At 42.1% G+C, this 18,418-nt stretch carries 14 protein-coding genes and 2 tRNA genes; 12 read left to right on the forward strand and 4 right to left on the reverse strand.

The features are described from left to right. The first annotated feature begins 25 nt into the window (after positions 1 to 25). Positions 26 to 1,465, forward strand: a complete 1,440-nt coding sequence (locus AC3WS5_RS07030) for an alpha-L-fucosidase (protein WP_492466564.1) — start codon at positions 26 to 28, stop codon at positions 1,463 to 1,465. Between the two features lie 141 nt (positions 1,466 to 1,606). Further along, entirely contained in the window at positions 1,607 to 2,542 is a 936-nt protein-coding gene (locus tag AC3WS5_RS07035; RefSeq protein WP_492466566.1) for a phosphoribosylaminoimidazolesuccinocarboxamide synthase, read from the forward strand. 70 nt (positions 2,543 to 2,612) lie between these two features. Here AC3WS5_RS07035 and AC3WS5_RS07040 read toward each other — a convergent pair whose 3' ends face one another. Beyond that, the gene (locus AC3WS5_RS07040; RefSeq protein WP_492466567.1) at positions 2,613 to 3,053 is read right to left on the reverse strand and encodes a hypothetical protein; all 441 of its coding nucleotides are present in this window, start codon (positions 3,051 to 3,053) and stop codon (positions 2,613 to 2,615) included. Positions 3,054 to 3,307: 254 nt separating this feature from the next. Between AC3WS5_RS07040 and AC3WS5_RS07045 the strand changes: the two genes are divergently transcribed. The 10 genes from AC3WS5_RS07045 to AC3WS5_RS07090 all read left to right on the forward strand — a co-directional run bounded on the left by AC3WS5_RS07045 (position 3,308) and on the right by AC3WS5_RS07090 (position 15,276). Further along, a complete protein-coding gene (locus AC3WS5_RS07045) occupies positions 3,308 to 4,030 on the forward strand; it encodes a YebC/PmpR family DNA-binding transcriptional regulator (protein WP_492466568.1) in 723 nt (240 codons plus the stop codon). 31 nt (positions 4,031 to 4,061) lie between these two features. Continuing rightward, the gene (gene ytxJ, locus AC3WS5_RS07050) at positions 4,062 to 4,409 is read left to right on the forward strand and encodes a bacillithiol system redox-active protein YtxJ (protein ID WP_492466569.1); all 348 of its coding nucleotides are present in this window, start codon (positions 4,062 to 4,064) and stop codon (positions 4,407 to 4,409) included. Positions 4,410 to 4,601: 192 nt separating this feature from the next. Continuing rightward, a tRNA-Met gene (locus AC3WS5_RS07055) sits at positions 4,602 to 4,675 on the forward strand. A gap of 83 nt (positions 4,676 to 4,758) precedes the next feature. Beyond that, positions 4,759 to 5,661, forward strand: a complete 903-nt coding sequence (locus tag AC3WS5_RS07060) for a DUF72 domain-containing protein (protein ID WP_492466570.1) — start codon at positions 4,759 to 4,761, stop codon at positions 5,659 to 5,661. A 665-nt stretch (positions 5,662 to 6,326) separates the two neighbouring features. Further along, the gene (locus AC3WS5_RS07065) at positions 6,327 to 7,850 is read left to right on the forward strand and encodes a beta-N-acetylhexosaminidase (RefSeq protein ID WP_492466571.1); all 1,524 of its coding nucleotides are present in this window, start codon (positions 6,327 to 6,329) and stop codon (positions 7,848 to 7,850) included. Positions 7,851 to 7,979: 129 nt separating this feature from the next. After that, positions 7,980 to 9,233, forward strand: a complete 1,254-nt coding sequence (locus AC3WS5_RS07070) for a TolC family protein (protein ID WP_492466573.1) — start codon at positions 7,980 to 7,982, stop codon at positions 9,231 to 9,233. Between the two features lies 1 nt (position 9,234). Further along, the gene (locus AC3WS5_RS07075) at positions 9,235 to 10,173 is read left to right on the forward strand and encodes an efflux RND transporter periplasmic adaptor subunit (RefSeq protein ID WP_492466574.1); all 939 of its coding nucleotides are present in this window, start codon (positions 9,235 to 9,237) and stop codon (positions 10,171 to 10,173) included. Further along, positions 10,173 to 13,199: an efflux RND transporter permease subunit gene (locus AC3WS5_RS07080; protein WP_492466575.1), complete on the forward strand. Its 3,027-nt coding sequence runs from the start codon at positions 10,173 to 10,175 to the stop codon at positions 13,197 to 13,199. The genes AC3WS5_RS07075 and AC3WS5_RS07080 overlap by 1 nt, the downstream gene beginning before the upstream one ends. Before the next feature lie 308 nt (positions 13,200 to 13,507). Beyond that, entirely contained in the window at positions 13,508 to 14,515 is a 1,008-nt protein-coding gene (locus AC3WS5_RS07085) for a MarR family transcriptional regulator (RefSeq protein ID WP_492466577.1), read from the forward strand. Continuing rightward, the gene (locus AC3WS5_RS07090; RefSeq protein ID WP_492466579.1) at positions 14,509 to 15,276 is read left to right on the forward strand and encodes a hypothetical protein; all 768 of its coding nucleotides are present in this window, start codon (positions 14,509 to 14,511) and stop codon (positions 15,274 to 15,276) included. The genes AC3WS5_RS07085 and AC3WS5_RS07090 overlap by 7 nt, the downstream gene beginning before the upstream one ends. A 159-nt stretch (positions 15,277 to 15,435) precedes the next feature. Here AC3WS5_RS07090 and AC3WS5_RS07095 read toward each other — a convergent pair. The 3 genes from AC3WS5_RS07095 to AC3WS5_RS07105 all read right to left on the reverse strand — a co-directional run bounded on the left by AC3WS5_RS07095 (position 15,436) and on the right by AC3WS5_RS07105 (position 18,346). Next, positions 15,436 to 15,524 (reverse strand) — tRNA-Ser (locus AC3WS5_RS07095). 188 nt (positions 15,525 to 15,712) lie between these two features. Then, positions 15,713 to 17,146, reverse strand: coding sequence for a chromosomal replication initiator protein DnaA (gene dnaA, locus AC3WS5_RS07100; protein WP_492466580.1), 1,434 nt, complete (start codon positions 17,144 to 17,146; stop codon positions 15,713 to 15,715). Positions 17,147 to 17,731: 585 nt separating this feature from the next. Further along, a complete protein-coding gene (locus tag AC3WS5_RS07105; protein ID WP_492466581.1) occupies positions 17,732 to 18,346 on the reverse strand; it encodes a DsbA family protein in 615 nt (204 codons plus the stop codon). Between the last annotated feature and the right edge of the window lie 72 nt (positions 18,347 to 18,418).

The raw sequence follows: 18,418 nt of genomic DNA on the forward strand, positions 1-18,418 counted from the left end.
TATTTTTGCATCAAACTCCAATATCATGAAATACAGAATCCTTTTAATAGTCCTTTTCTTTTTTGTTACCGGATTAAACGCGCAGGAGAACGTCCACCCAATGTCATCCGGTTACCAGTGGCCCACAGATCCCCTGGTCAAAGAAAAATTGGAGAAATGGCGGGACCAGAAATTCGGCATTATCATCCATTGGGGACTGTATGCCGTCCCGGGAATCATTGAATCCTGGTCGCTCTGCTCCGAAGACTGGATCACCCGGGATAGCAATTCCTATTATGGCGACTATAAAAAATGGTATTGGGGACTTGAAACAGCATTTAACCCCGTTAACTTCAACCCCGACCAATGGGCGCAGGCCGCCAAAAACGCGGGAATGCGTTACGTTGTTTTTACCACCAAACATCATGATGGATTTTGTATGTTCGACACCCGGGAAACAAATTTTAAAATCACAGCAGGACCATTTAAAACCAATGCCAAAGCGAATGTCGCCAAATTCGTTTTTGAAGCATTTCGTAAACAAGGTCTCATGACCGGAGCTTATTTCTCAAAACCGGACTGGCACAGCGAATATTACTGGTGGCCCATGTACGCCACGCCCGACAGAAATAATAATTACGATATTCGCAAGCATCCCTGGCGCTGGGAAAAGTACAAACAATACACTTTTAACCAGATCAGGGAACTTATGACGGAATACGGAGCCATGGATATATTATGGCTGGACGGTGGATGGGTCAGACCACTGGAAACCGTCAACGCTGAAGTCCGTTCCTGGGGCGCGAAAATACCCCAATGGAGCCAGGATATCGATATCCCGAAAATAGCCGCGATGGCCAGAAAGGCGCAACCCGGTATCTTGGTGGTAGACCGAACTGTTCACGGCACCTATGAAAACTATCAGACACCTGAACAACAAATTCCGGCAAAAAAACTGGAGACCCCCTGGGAAAGCTGCATCACTCTCGGAAACAATTGGGGTTATGTTCCAAATGATCAATTGAAACCGGCATCTACAGTAATCCGCAAACTCATTGAGATCGTTGCCAAAGGCGGTAACCTCCTGCTTGGAGTTGGACCTGCCGCCGACGGTACCCTGCCAAACCAGGTTGTCAGTCGGCTTTCAGAAATTGGTGACTGGATGGCTAAGAATGGTAAAGCTATTTACAATACGCGCTGTGCTGAAAATTACCAGGACGGCAACGTGTTTTTCACAAAGTCAAAAGATGGCAAAACGACCTATGCGCTCATCCCCCACTCCCTGAAAGAAAACAAGGATAATCCGGCGAGGATACAATGGTCGGGCAACACGCCAAAACAAGGAACTACAATCACCTGGCTTGAGACCGGGGAAAAGATTAAATGGCGGCTGATTGACGGAAAGGTAAATCTATTACTTCCGAAAGCAATTTTACAAGACAAGTCACCGGCTCTCGCATTTTCTTTTACACCTGCATCTCAATGAAAGAATGTAATCGAAAAAGAACTCTCGTATAATGAGTAGTTAACCGCAACAGGCACTCCATTAGAACCGGCTAATGTATAAGCATACAAAAGGTTCAATGAAAAAATATCCGGTTTTAGCCATCTTTATTAATTTTGCTTCATGTCATCATTCAAATTTCCCGGGCAATCTGCCTTTTACCAGGGTAAAGTACGCGATGTATATACTATTGAAGACAGGATCCTTGTGATGATCGCTTCTGATCGTATTTCGGCTTTTGACGTGATATTACCCCGAACCATTCCCCATAAGGGTCAGGTGCTTAATCAAATCGCGGCAGACATGCTGAAACGCACCCAGGATATTTGCCGAAACTGGTTATTAGACACTCCCACTGCCAGCAGTTCTGTCGGACTGAAGTGTACCCCGTTCAAAATCGAAATGGTGGTAAGGGGACATTTGTCGGGGCATATCTGGCGTACCTACTCCTCAGGCAAACGTGAACTTAGCGGAGTGATTATCCCTGAGGGACTAAGAGAAAACGATCCGTTTGACCACCCTTTGGTCACGCCATCCACTAAAGCAAATGAAGGTCATGATGAAGATATCAGCCGGGAGGAAATCATCAAATCCGGGTTGGCCACGGCCGAAGAATGGGAACAGCTTGAGAGTCTGGCATTGGCCCTGTTTAAACGCGGTCAGGAACTGGCTCAACAAAGAAATCTGATCCTGGCGGATACAAAATATGAATTTGGGAAGTACAGGGGCGAAATTGTTTTAATGGATGAGATCCACACACCAGACAGTTCGCGATATTTTTACGCTTCGGGATTTGAATCGCGTCAAGAGCATGGCGAAAAGCAAAAGCAATTGAGCAAGGAATTTGTAAGGGAGTGGCTCATCAGCCATGACTTCATGGGCAAGGAAGGCCAGCAATTACCTGCGATGTCTGACGAATGGGTAAACACGATATCCGGCAGGTATATCGAATTGTACGAACTGCTGACAGGCAAAAAATTTCAACCGGAAGTTATGGAACCAGGTCCGATGTTCGAGAAAATTTCACAGTCTGTTGAAAATATCCGGGAAAAGTTCTGATCCCCAGGTTAAAAAAAAATGGGCCGCTTCTCAGCGGACCCATTATATATAGGGAACGGACAAACTACTTTTATTTTACAACACCACCTCTTCTGGATCCCTGTGATTCAAGAGATAGCGGATTAACTTTTCCTGAAATTGCGTACCGGCTGGCGTAGTAATCCAGCGCCTTATAAGCTTCTGTTTGTGTCGGTACATTTTCCACTACATTGATATTGCAGTAGAAACTGGCGGTAACATTGTATACACGCCGGGTTTGCCCGACATAAAACGTGCCATCTAAAACATCCCCTTTTTCAGGCCACAACGTCGTACTTGCATCCATACTTTCAATTACTGCATAGGTCCCGTCGTAGCTATACTGGATTATAGAATACGGGGTACCATTCCGGTAATCGAGCACGGTAGCACGCTCCTGATCCGTATTTCTATAGTAGTCACTTTTAGAACAACCGGCTATCAATAATGTAACCGCTATCATCGTTATTGATAAGTACAGGACTCTTTTCATTTTGCATAATTTTTCTGGTTCATAAATTATTGCCTCACCATTGACTTTTCAAATAATAGAAGATTTAGTAGCCGATAGGATTGCATGACAATTGTTAAAAATCCGATAAAGAAGGTATTGCGGCTAGTCTACTCCGTTTTCGAAAGTCGGCGAGGCTCGTTCTATCCGTCATTTTTGACAGGTCTGTTTCGGTAACACGTTAAAATTCCTGCAGGAAATCGTACCTTTGCGCTCTCAAAAAAATCGTTTTTTCTATGGGAAGGATTTTTGAAGTTCGCAAAGCTACCATGTTTGCCAGGTTCGACCGGATGGCCAAACAATTTACCCGTATCGGTAAAGAGATTGCTATAGCCGTGAAAGCAGGTGGCCCCGACCCTCATACCAACGCAGCCCTCCGAAGGGTCATGCAAAACGCGAAAAGCGTCAATATGCCCAAGGATCGGGTTGAGGCTGCTATTAAAAGGGCGCAGGGTAAGGAAATGGAGAATTTCGACGAAATACTATACGAAGGATATGCGCCGCACGGAGTGGCGGTATTGGTAGAAACAGCCACTGATAACCATGTCAGAACAGTAGCCAATGTAAAAATGCACTTTAATAAGGGAGGCGGTGCTTTGGGTAATAGTGGTAGCGTGTCTTTCCAATTCAACAAGATGGGGGTTTTTAAGCTGACGCCCCAGGGTCTCAACCCTGAGGAGCTGGAACTCGAGCTGATCGATTATGGATTGGAGGAATTAGGGGAAAGTGTGGACGATGAGGGGAACGACATTATTGTGCTGCGTGTTGGCTTTACAGACTTCGGGAATATGCAAAAGGCTCTTGAAGAAAGAAATATTGTTCCCATCAGTGGGGAAGTGGAATGGATCCCATCCACGACTGTCCCGGTTAGCGATGAGCAGGCTGAAGAAGTCAGCAAACTGATAGAACGGCTGGAGCAGGATGAGGATGTGCAAAAAGTATTTCACAACATGGGCTGATGGGATTTGTAAACCTTTAAATTTTATAAGATTGTCCTGGAAAGATTTAAATAGTGAAGAACAGCTGGAACAGATAAAGAAAGATTCCGGGCTGTATCCGCAGGTTATCTTCAAGCATAGCGTGCGTTGCAGCATCAGCGGGCTTGTAAAGAATCGCTTATTCAAAGGTGAACTACCGGATGACCATGCTGGCTTTTATTACCTGGACCTGATCAACCACAGGTCGCTTTCGAATCAAATAGCAAAAGATTTTGGCGACCGGCATGAGTCACCTCAGGTATTGGTGGTCAAAGACGGCAAATGCGTTTACACCAGCAGCCATCACGCCATTCACTTCGACGAGCTGCTGGAGAATACCCGGCAATTTTCCGGGAACTGACACCTTTGTTGACCCGTTTTATTCGTTTTCGTCTACCTCAAAAAATCATTTCTCTTTTTGGCTGGGAATGCCTATTTTTGCGGCCCAATTGCCGCTTTTTCCCGCTGAGCTGAGCCTTTAGCAGGATGTTTTATCACTCTAAAGATTAGAGAATCCAGATTGGGCAAAGTTCTTGTTTTAAAAGTATTATTTGGCGGGGTAGCTCAGGTGGTTAGAGCGCAGGATTCATAACCCTGAGGCCACGGGTTCAACTCCCGTCTCCGCTACGAAACTCCCGCTTTGGGAGTTTTTTTTTGAAATATTCTGTTTATGTCCTCTACTCCGAAACGCACAAAAAACTTCTTTAATAATGAAATTCGGACAGGTATCAGACCCATCAGCAATGGATTTCAGTTTGCCAACAACTCCCCTGGTCACTCTTGAGCTTCTGAATAAGAACAAAACAGACAAACCTATTGAAGTTTTCGTTGGTTGTGCAAAATGGAATAAATCTGATCTTAAAGGTTTCTATCCCCGTTTTACTAAAGACGAACTGGCTTATTATTCAACACAGTTTAATTCGGTTGAGTTAACTGCAACATTCTACAACTCGCCGTCTAAAGAACAAGTGGAAACTTGGAAAAATAAGACTCCGAAGAATTTTAAATTCTTTCCTAAAATACCTCAATCTATTAGTCATTTTAAAAGATTGCTTAATGCCGAGGAAGAGGTTAAGGCCTTTGTCGATGCAACTGTGTTATTTGAAGAGAAGTTAGGAATGGCGTTCCTGCAATTAATAGATAACTTTAAGCCCAAAGACTTTGACCGTGTAGAACGTTTCTTAAAGGATTTTCCAAAAGGCTATCCATTAGCCATTGAAGTAAGAAATGAAGAATGGTTTAAATCAGAAGTAGCTGAACATTTCTACAATTTATTGGAAGAAACGAATAAGACAAATATTTTGGTTGATACTGCTGGTCGTCGTGATATGATACACATGCGTCTTACCACTCCAACAGCTTTTATTCGGTATGTGGGAGCCAACCATCCTTCTGACTACGGTAGGCTGGATGAGTGGATCAAAACAATTGTAGAATGGAAAGAAGCCGGTCTACAGCAACTTTACTTCTTTATTCATCAAAACATTGAAGTAGAATCACCTCTTTTAGCTGCTCATTTCATTAAGAAACTCAATAAAGCTATTGGTACAAATTTACATATTCCTAAAAACCCGGATGAAGGAAAACCTGAAAAAGGTCCAACCTTGTTTTAGACACTCACATATTTCCCATTAGGCAGCTTTTTGATTACAAAAGTGATAGGCCAACAGAATTTAAACCAGGTCGTTCACAGGTTTCAGTAAACTAATTCGCTCTATATCACATCAAATATAGAGATCGTGGTTTTCGAAATGTTTGGTATTCTTATCAAATATCCGTGAAGAATCCTGATCAGATAAGCCTTTCAAGAGAGGCATACTGAAAATTAATAATAAGCGATTATTTATATGAATATATAATAATATAAATCCAGTAACCTGAATAAAAGCTTATAAGTTATCGACTCCTTTCCATTTAACCATCATGTACTTACCTGCTCTTATATTTAAATAATTTTAGGGCAAATAGCCTGCACGACCTATCTTTAAAAATAAAAGCAGAGAGAAACTTGCCTTATTCTTCAGACATCATGTTTATATTTCTTATTTTCTCGGGAGTGCGCACGCAAAACTCACAAAAAGTTGAAAGGCCCAGCCACCTTATTTTTCATAAAAGGATGTCTCTGAATCTCCTCGATATTGTCGCCGCTGGATATAATACTCATTTTCACAAACATATTTCAATTATGAAAAAAAATGCCGTTCACCGAGTTTTTATTATCCTTTTAGCACTAATTTGTAACAATTTAAACCAAGGTATTGCACAAAATATTTCAATATTGCCCAAACCTAATTCTGTTAGAGATTTAGCGTTTGTAATAAGCATTGAGGGATCTGCTCCCGTTTATATATCAAAAAAGTCGGGACTTGACAAAGATTACGTAACCGTTGTTTTGAGTGAGGTGGGTATCAGACCTAAATATGTAAAGAACGAAAGAAAAGCTGTCATTATATTCAAAAACGATCAGTTAGAACGTAAAATCCAACAAGGAGGTTACTCACTTTTTGCTGGCAAACAGAATATAGAAAATAAAATTGTAATATCGGCGCGAACCAGGGAGGGCTTTCTACACGGACTTCAGACATTGCGCCAGATTACAACGAAATCTGATAACGGCTGCGCAGTAAAAGCTTGCATGGTTGATGACGCCCCAGCCTTTCCATGGCGAGCGTTCATGCTGGATGAAAGCCGTCATTTTCATGGCATGGAAACGGTAAAAAAAATACTGGACGAAGTAGCCAGGCTCAAAATGAACGTTTTTCACTGGCATTTAGTTGACGATCCCGGGTGGAGAATTGAAATAAAAAAATATCCTCTCCTAACTAAACTCGGCTCAAAACGAGATAATTCAAACGCTCACCTCACACCCGCAAAGTGGGACAGTCTCAATCCAAATAGGAAAATGTTTTACACACAGCAAGAGCTAAAAGAAGTTGTCCGTTATGCAAATGACCGGGGCATTACGGTTATACCGGAAATCGAGGTACCAGGCCATGCCTCTGCTTCAATTTTCGCCTATCCGTGGCTGGGTTCTTCAAGCACCCAACTCAATCCCGTGTATGGAGACCTCTATAACATAACCGATCCAAAAGTCAGGCAATTTATTTATGATGTTTTGGACGAAGTCCTTACCATTTTTCCTTCACGCATCATTCACATCGGTGGCGACGAAGCAAATTATAGTCACTGGGAAAATTCCAAACAAATTATTTCATTCATGAAGGAAAATAATATCCCCACTTGTTCCGATCTGCAGGTGTGGGGTATCAATCAGATTTCGCGATACCTGGCTTCTAAGGGAGCAAGGATGATCGGGTGGAACGAAATAACGGGAGATAATATTCGCGAAGAGGCCCACATAAAAGCCAGCACTTCGGAAAAACTCGCGCCCGGTACAATAGTGCAGTTTTGGGATGGGTCAGTTACGCTCGTAAATAAGGCTATTGAAAAGGGATACGATGTGGTTAACTCCAATCGTCATTTCACGTATCTCGATTATTCTTACTCCACAATCCCATTAACTAAAGCATATTCGTTCAACCCCATTCCTGATGGGCTAACTCGTGAAGATCAGTCAAAAATTCTGGGATTAGGTTGCCAAATGTGGGGGGAATTCACACCAAATACAGACCGTTTATATTTTCAAATTTTTCCCAGACTGGCCGCATATGCTGAATGCGGTTGGACTCCAGCTCAAAAAAAGGACTATAACGATTTCAGGAACAGGTTAAAACCGATTGAAGCGATATGGGGAAAAAAGGGCTATCTGAAAAATCAGCCTGCTGATGATCAGGCTAATTAAGGCTTAGGCATCATATTTTGAGAGATTGAGTCGCACCAGACGGCAGCTCTCCCTCTCTAACACGTTAATCAGTAATTCAAATCCTATTCAGGATTGTTCTTTATCTTAGCTTCTCACAAAGCTGAGCGAATGAAGCTGAAACTTTATCTACTCATAATTATTTTATCTTGCTCAGGTTCCAGCCATGAGTTGGCGGCTCAGAACAAAAAAGCACTTGACTACTATATTCGGGCCGCCGAGAATAACAGTCCACTCTTAAATGACTATAACAATCAGGTATTCTCAGCAAAGATCGACAGCTTAAAACTCAGAGCAACTTATGGCTTTATCATTTCCGGGGAAAGTTCCGCTGCTTACGCACCAGCCATTCATGGATGGGGATATGATAATGTGCTGTCTAACGGACAATCGCTTTTCGCCGGTGTGCGAGTTGTTAGGGAGTTTATTAGCCGGAACAATCTTTCAACCCGATTGACTAGTTACAATCTCACCATTTCGCAACTTTTGGCGCAAGCCGCGATATCCAGGCAAACATTAAAGAAAGGGATCACTGACCAGTTTATTGCGACTTATGCCAGTCAGCAACAACTTGAACTGGCAAGGGAGATCATCCATCTGTTACAACAAGAGGATATTGTACTTAAAAAGCTTACAGAGGCAACGGTATTCAAGCAGACGGATTATCTTAACTTTAAAGTGAACCTTCAACAAAATGAATTGGCGCTGGAACAGCACCGGGCGGAGTGGAAAAGTAATTTTACGCTGCTCAATTATTTGTGCGGACTAACTGACACAAGTTTTCAGAGTCTTCAGACACCATCATTCCCGGACTTACGCATTATTCCATTTGAATCGTCAATTTACTCGGATGCGTTTATCGCAGACAGTGCAAAGCTGGCCAATGAAGCTGCCATCATACATTACGACTACAAATTAAAAGTTTCTGGTTTTTCGGATGGAGGATTCCAATCGTCTTTTGCACTTACCCCTTACAAAAATTTTGGCACCAGTGTTGGTCTCGCAATTTCACTGCCTTTGTATGATGGGCACAGAAAGCAAATGCTGTTAAATCAAAACAAAATTCAGCTGGATACCAGAAAAAAGTATTACGACCAGGCCAGACGCCAATATGACCAGCACATGTTTCAAATTCATACACAATTGAGCCAGTTTGAACAAATGATCAGGTTGGCGAACGAACAAATCATTTACGCCAAAACGCTTACGGAAGCCAACGCCAGGCAGTTGCCGACCGGCGATGTAAAAATGGTGGATTTTATCCTCTCTGTTAGCAACCTTTTAAATCTCAGAAGTAATATCATTACCTATAACACGACGATCTACAACTTAAAAAACCAGTTACAATACCTAATTATTCAATAAAGTGCAATACAGGAAACTAATATATCTATGTATTTACGGTGGTTGGCTGGCTGCCCCGGGGTGTGGGAACAAATCTGCTACTCAACCGGATACTGTATCAGCCGTAAGCCCCAAAACACAGGTAACCATCGCCAATGTAGTAGACACCCTAACCCTTAACGATGACGTAACCTTGAATGCAACGGCTTCTTATCTCTTAAAGTCGGACGTAAAAGCCAATACTACGGGTTATATAACCAGGGTGACCATAAAACTGGGGGATCGGGTCCGAAAAGGTACTGTATTATTTGGACTGCAAACCAAGGAAGCCAGGGCTATTGGAAACACCATTAATGAATTGGATCCATCGTTCAGATTTAACGGGAGCACACAGGTGTTAAGCCCGGCGACAGGTTATGTTGCCATGGTCAATCATCAGATTGGCGATTATGTATTGGATGGTGATGTACTGTCCACTATTACCGATGCCAGTAGTTTTGGTTTCGTGATGGACGTTCCTTATGAATACTTAAATATTTTCAAAACTAAAAAGTCTGTACTTCTTTCCCTTCCTGACGGTAGGGAACTCACGGTTAAGGTTTCGAAGGTTATGCCGTCAGTTGATCCGGTGGCCCAGACTGTGAAAATCCTGCTAAAGGTCCCACCTTCAGAAAACATCCCCGAAAATCTGATCGGAAATGTTACTTTTTCCAAACAGACTGCCTATGGCCTGGTTGTGCCTAAAACAGCTGTGGTAACGGACGAAACTCAGTCTTCCTATTGGGTCATGAAGCTGTTGAATGATTCGACAGCGATAAAAACGCCTATTGGCAAAGGTTTGGAAGTGGACAGATGGGTTCAGGTCAGATCAGGGAACCTATCAACCGCGGATCGGGTAGTGACTTCAGGTAATTTTGGAATGGGAGATACCGCTGCTATCATCATCCAAAAACACAGGTAATGAAAAAGGCATTCTTTGTCAGGTACAAAGCTCCGCTATTAGTGTTGATATTACTTTCTCTTGCAGGGGGAGTTTACTCATATACAAAAATCCACTCTTCTCTATTTCCTGAGATCACTTTCCCAAAGATAAAAGTGATAGCCGATGCGGGACAACAGCCCGTCAGCCAAATGACCGTATCTGTCACAAGAGTACTGGAAGCCGCCATCAAGCAGGTGCCGGATCTCGAAGTTCTCAAAAGCACCACCAGTAGGGGCAGCTGCGAAATTTCGGCTTTTATGTCCTGGAAAGCAAATATCGATATGTCGCAGGCCCAAATTGAAGCACGCATTGGTCAGGTGCGTGATAAATTGCCGCCGGATGTGAGCATTTCCGTGGAGAAGATGAATCCCTCCATACTGCAGGTCATTGGCTATTCACTCAAATCGGGCCATCGCGATCCTATTGAATTAAAGCAATTAGCGCTCTACACTATAAAACCTTTTCTATCCCAGGTCCCCGGAGTCAGTGATATCCGGATTATCGGCGGGCAGGACAAAGAATTCTGGGTAGTTATGCACCAGGAAAAAATGGCGAGATTAGGTATTACAACGGCATCTGTGGAGCAAGTGATCAACAATACCAATTTCATAAAATCAAATGGATTTTCTTCCGACTTCAGATATTTATACCTCACACTTACTGATGTGCAGCTTGCCAATGAAGAACAGCTAAAGAATCTGGTGATCAGTAATAATGGCAATCGGATCGTTCAACTCGAGGATATTGCTGAAATCAATATTCACCCTGCCAAGCAGTATATTAAAGTAAATGCGAACGGTGAGGAAAGCACGCTCATCGCAGTCATTCAACAGCCCAAAGCAAACGTGATTGATCTTACCAAAGCGATGAATGCCAAAATAATTGAATTACAAAAAACATTACCCTCGGATGTCGAATTGAAGCCATATTATGTACAGGCGGATTTTGTGAATGATTCGATAAAGAGTGTCACAGATGCCTTGTGGATCGGACTTTTACTTGCCATTGTCGTGGCGATCATCTTCTTACGATCCTGGAAAGCGAGTAGTGTAATATTGGTCACTATTCCCGTCACCCTGGGGCTTACGATGCTTGTATTATATGCGATGGGGCAAACATTTAATATAATGACATTGGGGGCTATCGCGGCGGCCATCGGATTGATTATAGATGATGCGATTGTTGTAGTGGAACAAATACACCGGACACATGAGGAACACCCTGAAGAAAATTCAAACACCCTTGTGCAAAAGGCCATCAATTATTTGTTAAAAGCGATGGTAGGCTCGTCACTTAGTACGATTGTAATATTTGTCCCATTCATGTTGATGAGTGGCGTGGCAGGCGCCTATTTTAAAGTGATGACAAACACCATGATCATCACTTTGGTTTGCTCATTCTTTGCAACCTGGATATTATTGCCTGCCATTTATTTGTTATTTACCAATTCAAAAAAGGCTTCGGGCTTCAGACATCACGAAGTAAAAGAAAGGAAATGGGTAGGTTTCTTCGTTCGTAGGCCTTACCTAAGTTATATATTTATCGGATTATTAGTCTTGATCACCGCTTTGGTCATTCCACGTTTGAGCACGGGATTTTTACCGGAGATGGATGAAGGCAGCATTGTACTGGATTATAATTCACCACCAGGCACTTCCCTGGAAGAGACTGATCGGGAGTTAAAGGAGGTGGAGAAAATCATTACATCAACGCCTGAGGTGGACGCTTATAGCCGCCGTACGGGAACGCAAATGGGATTTTTTATAACCGAGCCTAATCGGGGCGACTATCTGATTCATTTACGAAAAAACAGAAAGAGAAGCACCAGGCAGGTTACCGATGAGCTGAGGAAAAAGATTGACATGTCCGGCCTGCCGTTAACGCTTGATTTCGGGCAGGTTATTACAGATATGCTTGGCGACCTGATGAGTAGCGTTAAGCCGGTAGAAATAAAAATTTTTGGGCCCGATCAAAAAGTTATTGAAGACTATTCAAAAAGAATCGCCCAGGTTGTTGAAAATGTGAATGGCACGGCTGATGTTTTCGATGGGATCGTCATTGCCGGTCCTTCTATCGTCGTCGAGCCGAATCTGCGAACGCTGGCACAATATAATATACCGCTAGCTGACTTTCAGAGCCAATTGCAAGCTCATCTTGATGGAAATGTAACAGGCAGTATTTTTGATAAAGTACAATACACGCCCATCAGGCTTTTGTATAATTCGAAGAGTAACCAGTCGATGGCGGAACTCAGAAATAGCAGGATTGCTTTACCAAAAGGTACGCTAAAACCCTTATCTGAATTTGCAACAGTGTCCATAGCAAGTGGTTCAGCAGAAGTGAACCGAGAGGATCTGCAAACTTTGGGGATTGTCACAGCCCGATTGGACAATGCCAACCTGGGAGGAACGATGAAAGCTATTCGGAAAGAGATCAGTCAGAAAATAAAACTTCCGGGGGGCTATGCGATCGTTTATGGGGGGGCCTATGCCGAGCAGCAGCAATCATTTAATGAATTGCTGACTATTCTGCTGATTTCGAGCTTGCTTGTATTCACGGTGATTCTCTTCCTTTTCAGAAATATCAGGGTAGCGTTAATCATACTCCTGGTGGCCGTTTTAGGAATATCAGGAAGTTGCATCTTGTTATATCTTACAAATACGCCGTTGAATGTAGGCAGTTACACGGGTCTGATTATGATGGTTGGGATCATTGGCGAAAATGCAATTTTTACATACCTGCAATTTCATGAAAGTCTTGCGAGCAAAACGAAAGAACAATCCATTATATATGCCATAAGTACCAGGTTGCGGCCAAAGCTAATGACGGCTATAGGAGCTATTTTTGCGCTGATGCCGTTAGCCGTTGGCATAGGCACCGGCGCACAAATGCACCAGCCTCTTGCCATCGCTGTGATCGGTGGATTTATTATTGCCCTTCCATTACTGTTAGTCGTGCTTCCTACTTTGCTCAATAAACTCAGGCTGAAAGACTTATTGTCGTAGTGACGGGGTGTCAATAAAATACCAATTAGCCACCAAATCATATATGATTTGGTGCTTAGTCACAACTTATTTTCCAAAAAATCAATTTTTTTTATGGAGGGTGAGGATTTGCAGCTATCAGATTGACTTATAAAAATACTTCTACTGGCAATTCTCAAATCCTGAAATAATATAAAATCAGGTATTTGACTCGTTTGTCGATTTATTGGTATTGCTTTAAAAATCCACTCTACTAGTAATAATAAACGTATATTTGCACAATAAACAGCACATGTATATTATGCATTATTACGTTTATTATGCTAATAATGAGGCAATTAACAAAATATATAGAAGATATCCTGGGTATTAATATTTTACCTATCCCCCTTAAACGTGATCGTCTGGGAAAACTGCCGGTATACCTGGCCCAGCGATATCAGTTTTATACAGCTGATTTGATGGGTAAACCAGTTTTACTCGCTAAAGTAAAGCAGGAAAATGAGTTAGGGATTTTACAGATAAGCAAACACAAAGCGCTTATAGAAAAAATTATCGGACAAAATGTTGTATTTATAATAGAGCACCTGCCAGCATTCAATCGCAAAAGATTAATTGAAAAGCATATCAGTTTTGTTGTACCCGGGAGGCAACTCTATATCCCGGAAATGATGATGGACTTGAGGGAAACATTTGTCCGCAATAAAACCCGCCAGGAAAGAGAAAAACTTCTGCCGACATCTCAATTTTTGCTATTGTACCAAATTTTACACCATGGCAACGATAACTCTATTGAAAATTTCTCTTTCAAAGCGCTGGCCGAAAGACTGGGATATACACCCATGGCCATTAGCAAAGCGGTAGAGAATCTAAAAAGCCATCAGCTCATTGAGGTCCACGGAAGCAAAGAAAAGCAAATTCATTTCTCTAAGCAACGGGGAGAGCTATGGAATACTTTGGAGCATCAGAATCTTTGGATTAATCCGGTCATAAAACAAGTATTTGTTGATCAGCTGCCAAAACAGGCAACATTAAGATCTAACACTTCTGCGTTACCAGAATATACAGATATGAATCCAAGCCGCCAAAAGTACTATGCTATAGAGAAAACAGCCTATTATGCGCTGCAGCGCAGTAACAAATTAGACAACGCCAATGAATATGAAGGAGCGTATTGCCTGGAACTATGGAAATACAACCCGCTGCAACTGACACAACAATTGGACAAAAACAAAAAGGTTGTTGATCCGTTATCTCTTTACTTGAGTCTCAAAGATGAACAAGATGAACGAATCGAAATGGCGTTAAATCAAATCATTGAAAAATATATATGGTAAAAGGGCTTGAAAAATTCAAAAAATATTTTGCTCGATACCCCTACAATTATGTCATTATTGGAGGAACAGCTTGCGACATCCATATGGAAAACGCTGCGTTCAATCCACGTGCTACCAAGGACATAGATATCATATTAGTGATAGAAGCGTTGAGTACAGATTTTGTGGCGGCTTTCTGGCAGTTTATCAACGATGGGCAGTACAAGCGACAGGAAAAAAGTACAGGTGAGCGAAAATACTACCGCTTCCTGGAGCCTAATAATGAGAAGTTCCCCTTTCAGATTGAACTATTTTCGCGGACACCAGATAATGTAGATTTACAGGAGCCGTCGCATCTTACCCCGATTCCGGTCGATGATAACCTTTCAAGTTTATCTGCTATCCTGCTGAATGACGATTACTATCACTACATGCTGGAACATAGTGTGATAGAAAACGAAATTCGTTTAGCAAACCTTGAAGCGCTCATCTGCTTGAAAGCAAAAGCATACCTCGAAATCAAACAACGTATTGAAGAGGGAGGTTCAGAAGATGCAAAGCATTTGAAAAAGCATAAGAATGATGTATTTAAGTTGGCAATAATGCTACCTGAAGATGCCAGGCTTCAACTTCCTGTAAGTATTAATGAAGATCTTTCAACTTTTCTGGAATTGGTAAAAAACGAACTGCCCGGTAAAATGATCTACAAAAACATGGGGCTGCCTGCAATCGATTCTAAAATTATTTTGGAGCAAATAAGAAAGACATTTCCCGCGCAGTAAGGATAATCATTTTAGCAATATTCTGCAACGCCACTCCTTAAATTTGCGCCCGAATTACGATGGTGGTAACTAATGGACGAAGGGATACGTTTCGCACCACACCCTTCAAACAAAAAGAGCCTAAACATTGATAATCAATTATTTAGACTCTATATATTGCGGTGAGGGCGGGATTCGAACCCGCGGTACAGTTTAACCCGTACGGCAGTTTAGCAAACTACTGATTTCAGCCACTCATCCACCTCACCGGCCGAAACTCTCCCGTTTAAGGGTCGGCAAAAATAAAGTTTTCAGGCTAATAAAACTAATGTTCAACGACATATTTGTACAAATTCCTGATGTGGCAGCAAGCTTCGCCAAGCGTCGGCAGGCTTTACATCGCAGCCAGTTGCACTCCCGGCTGTAATGCCACGATGCAATTCTGCATTAAGCTACTTTACATCGCAGCCAGTTGCACCTTCTGGTGCAACTCCAGGACATTCTCTCTGAAAATGGAATCTGTATCCATCAGGTCTTTTACAGTCTGGCAGGAATGAATGACCGTGGTGTGATCCCTACCCCCAAAATGTTCTCCAATGGTTTTCAGACTGTTCTTTGTAAACGCCTTCGCCAGGTACATCGTAATTTGCCTCGCCTGGACAATCTCGCGCTTTCTGGTCTTCTGTAGCAACTTATCGTACGGCACCGCAAAATAGTCGCAGACCATTTTCTGAATGGTGTCAATCGTGATTTCTTTGCTGGAAGATTTGATAAAGTTTCTCAACACCTTCTTAGCCAGATCGAGATCGATTTCCCGGCGGTTCAAAGATGATTGCGCCAAAAGCGAAATTAACGCCCCTTCCAGCTCCCTGACATTGTTGTTGATATTATACGCAATATACTTTACAACTTCCCTTGGCATCTCCAACCCATCGGATTTCATCTTCCTCTCCAGGATCTCTATCCGGGTTTCATAATCCGGAATCTGAAGATCAGCGCTAAGCCCCCATCGAAAACGGCTCAGGAGACGCTCCTGTACCCCGTCCAGATCTTTGGGTGACTTGTCGGAAGTCAACACCAACTGCTTCCCGGATTGATGGAGATGATTAAATATCGCAAAAAATGCTTCCTGCGTCTTCTCGGCCTTACTGAAAAATTGTACGTCGTCCACAATCAGCACATCAATTAACTGATAAAAATGTATAAAATCATTGATGGCACTATTCCGGCTGTGATCCATGAACTGATTAATGAACTTCTCCGAACTTACATACAAGACAATTTTATTAGGATGATTCTTTTTGACTTCATTTCCAATGGCCTGAACAAGATGCGTTTTTCCAAGCCCTACACCCCCATATACCACTAAAGGATTAAAAGAATTTGCTCCCGGTTTCTCCGCCACCGTTTTCCCGGCACGCCTCGCTACCCTATTACAATCACCCTCAATAAATGCGTCAAAAGTGTAATTCGCATTTAACTGCGGATCAATCTGCATTTTTTTGATGCCGGGGATTACAAAAGGATTTTTTACCGGGTTATTAATCACAAGCGGAAAGTCCATTTCATTGTTAGAAAATATTTTGTAACCCGCACCTGGCACGTCAACCGTGAGTGGCTTGTCCGTATGACTGCCACTATCCACCATTATCCTGTATTCCAAACGGGCTTCCTTACCTAATTCACGCTTCAGTGTCTTCGCAAGTAAATTTACATAATGCTCCTCAAGATACTCAAAAAAGAATTGACTGGGTACCTGAATAACCAAAACATTATTCTTTAACGAAATTGCCCTGATGGGCTCAAACCAAGTTTTATAGTGCTGCCATTCTACAATATCCTTTATTATTTTTAAGCAATTAGCCCAGATTTTATCGGCATTTTTATCCATCAGAAATAAAGAAATTTATAATGCAGTTCAAAATCAGTTTATCAAAAGTTGCCGACTTAATTTGTTAACGACAGGGTTTATTAAAATTTAGTCGGACAGCGAATATCCACATTTATTCAACATAAAAAAAATTTACCCGGACAATTTTTTTTGAGATGCCAGAATTGAAAAATTTGTGTTGAAGTTTGAAATTATTTCAAAGAATCCAATAAAAAATTCAATAAAAAAAAGCCCGGAAAAATATTCTAACCCAAAAAAAAATCGTATATCATATGACTGCCTCGATACAAAGCATATGAACACAAAAAGCAAAAATAATTTTACCACTTTGCTCTGAAACTCAGTGTCCACGGCATTTTCAGGCGTCAAGACTAAATCCGACCTTATCATCGACCCGCTTCAAAACATCAGGTAGGTTATATGAGGTGATGAGTATCACCTGATAAGAATCCTGAGAAAATTTGAAGCAATCATCACTTGTCGGCATTGATTACAATGAGAAGTCTTTCAAGCACTCAATGTCGAGTATATTCAAAATACTACTTCGCAGCTTGTTGTAACTAATATTAGTGATGGAATAAGCAGCTACTTCCCTTTCGGTCTGGACACCGCAATTCCGTAAGTCTTTAATTTTGGCTTTGCTTTGGAGGCAGGTTTCTTTTTCAAACTTGCCACAGCTTCTTCAATAGCTGCAGACAAACCGGCAAAAGTGGTCTTCCCTTTATACAACTGTCCATTTACAAAAAAAGTAGGAACCTCTTTAACACCCAGGTTAATACCTTCTTTCAGGTCGTCCTGTACCTGCCACCCATAAGTACCGTTAACCAACTCATCCAGGAAATTCTTATTCTTCACTCCGGCATCTTTAGAGTGCAATTTCAGGCTGGTCGTGCCCAGGTTCCTCCTGTTCTGAAACAGCACATTATGCATTTCCCAAAACTTTCCTTCCTGAGCGGCTGCAATGGCAGACTCCGCTGCTTTGAGGCTGCGCTGATGGATCCTGGTCTGCGGAAAATGACGAAAATTGAATTTCATTACACCGTCATATTCCGTAAGCAACTGTTTTACGATTTCGTTCGCCCGGGCACATTCTTCACTTTCATATTCACCAAATTCCATCAAAACCACAGGGGCATCTTTTTTCCCCACAAATATGTCCCGGGGTTCAATAATTTCTTCCTCTTCTTTCTTCGCATTCATAAACAAATTTCAATTTTGTGCCTGATATAAGCCAGTCTGGCAGAACTATTTATCAATCGATTATTAAAGTCA

Source organism: Niabella sp. CPT15-335-S11, assembly GCF_058792415.1.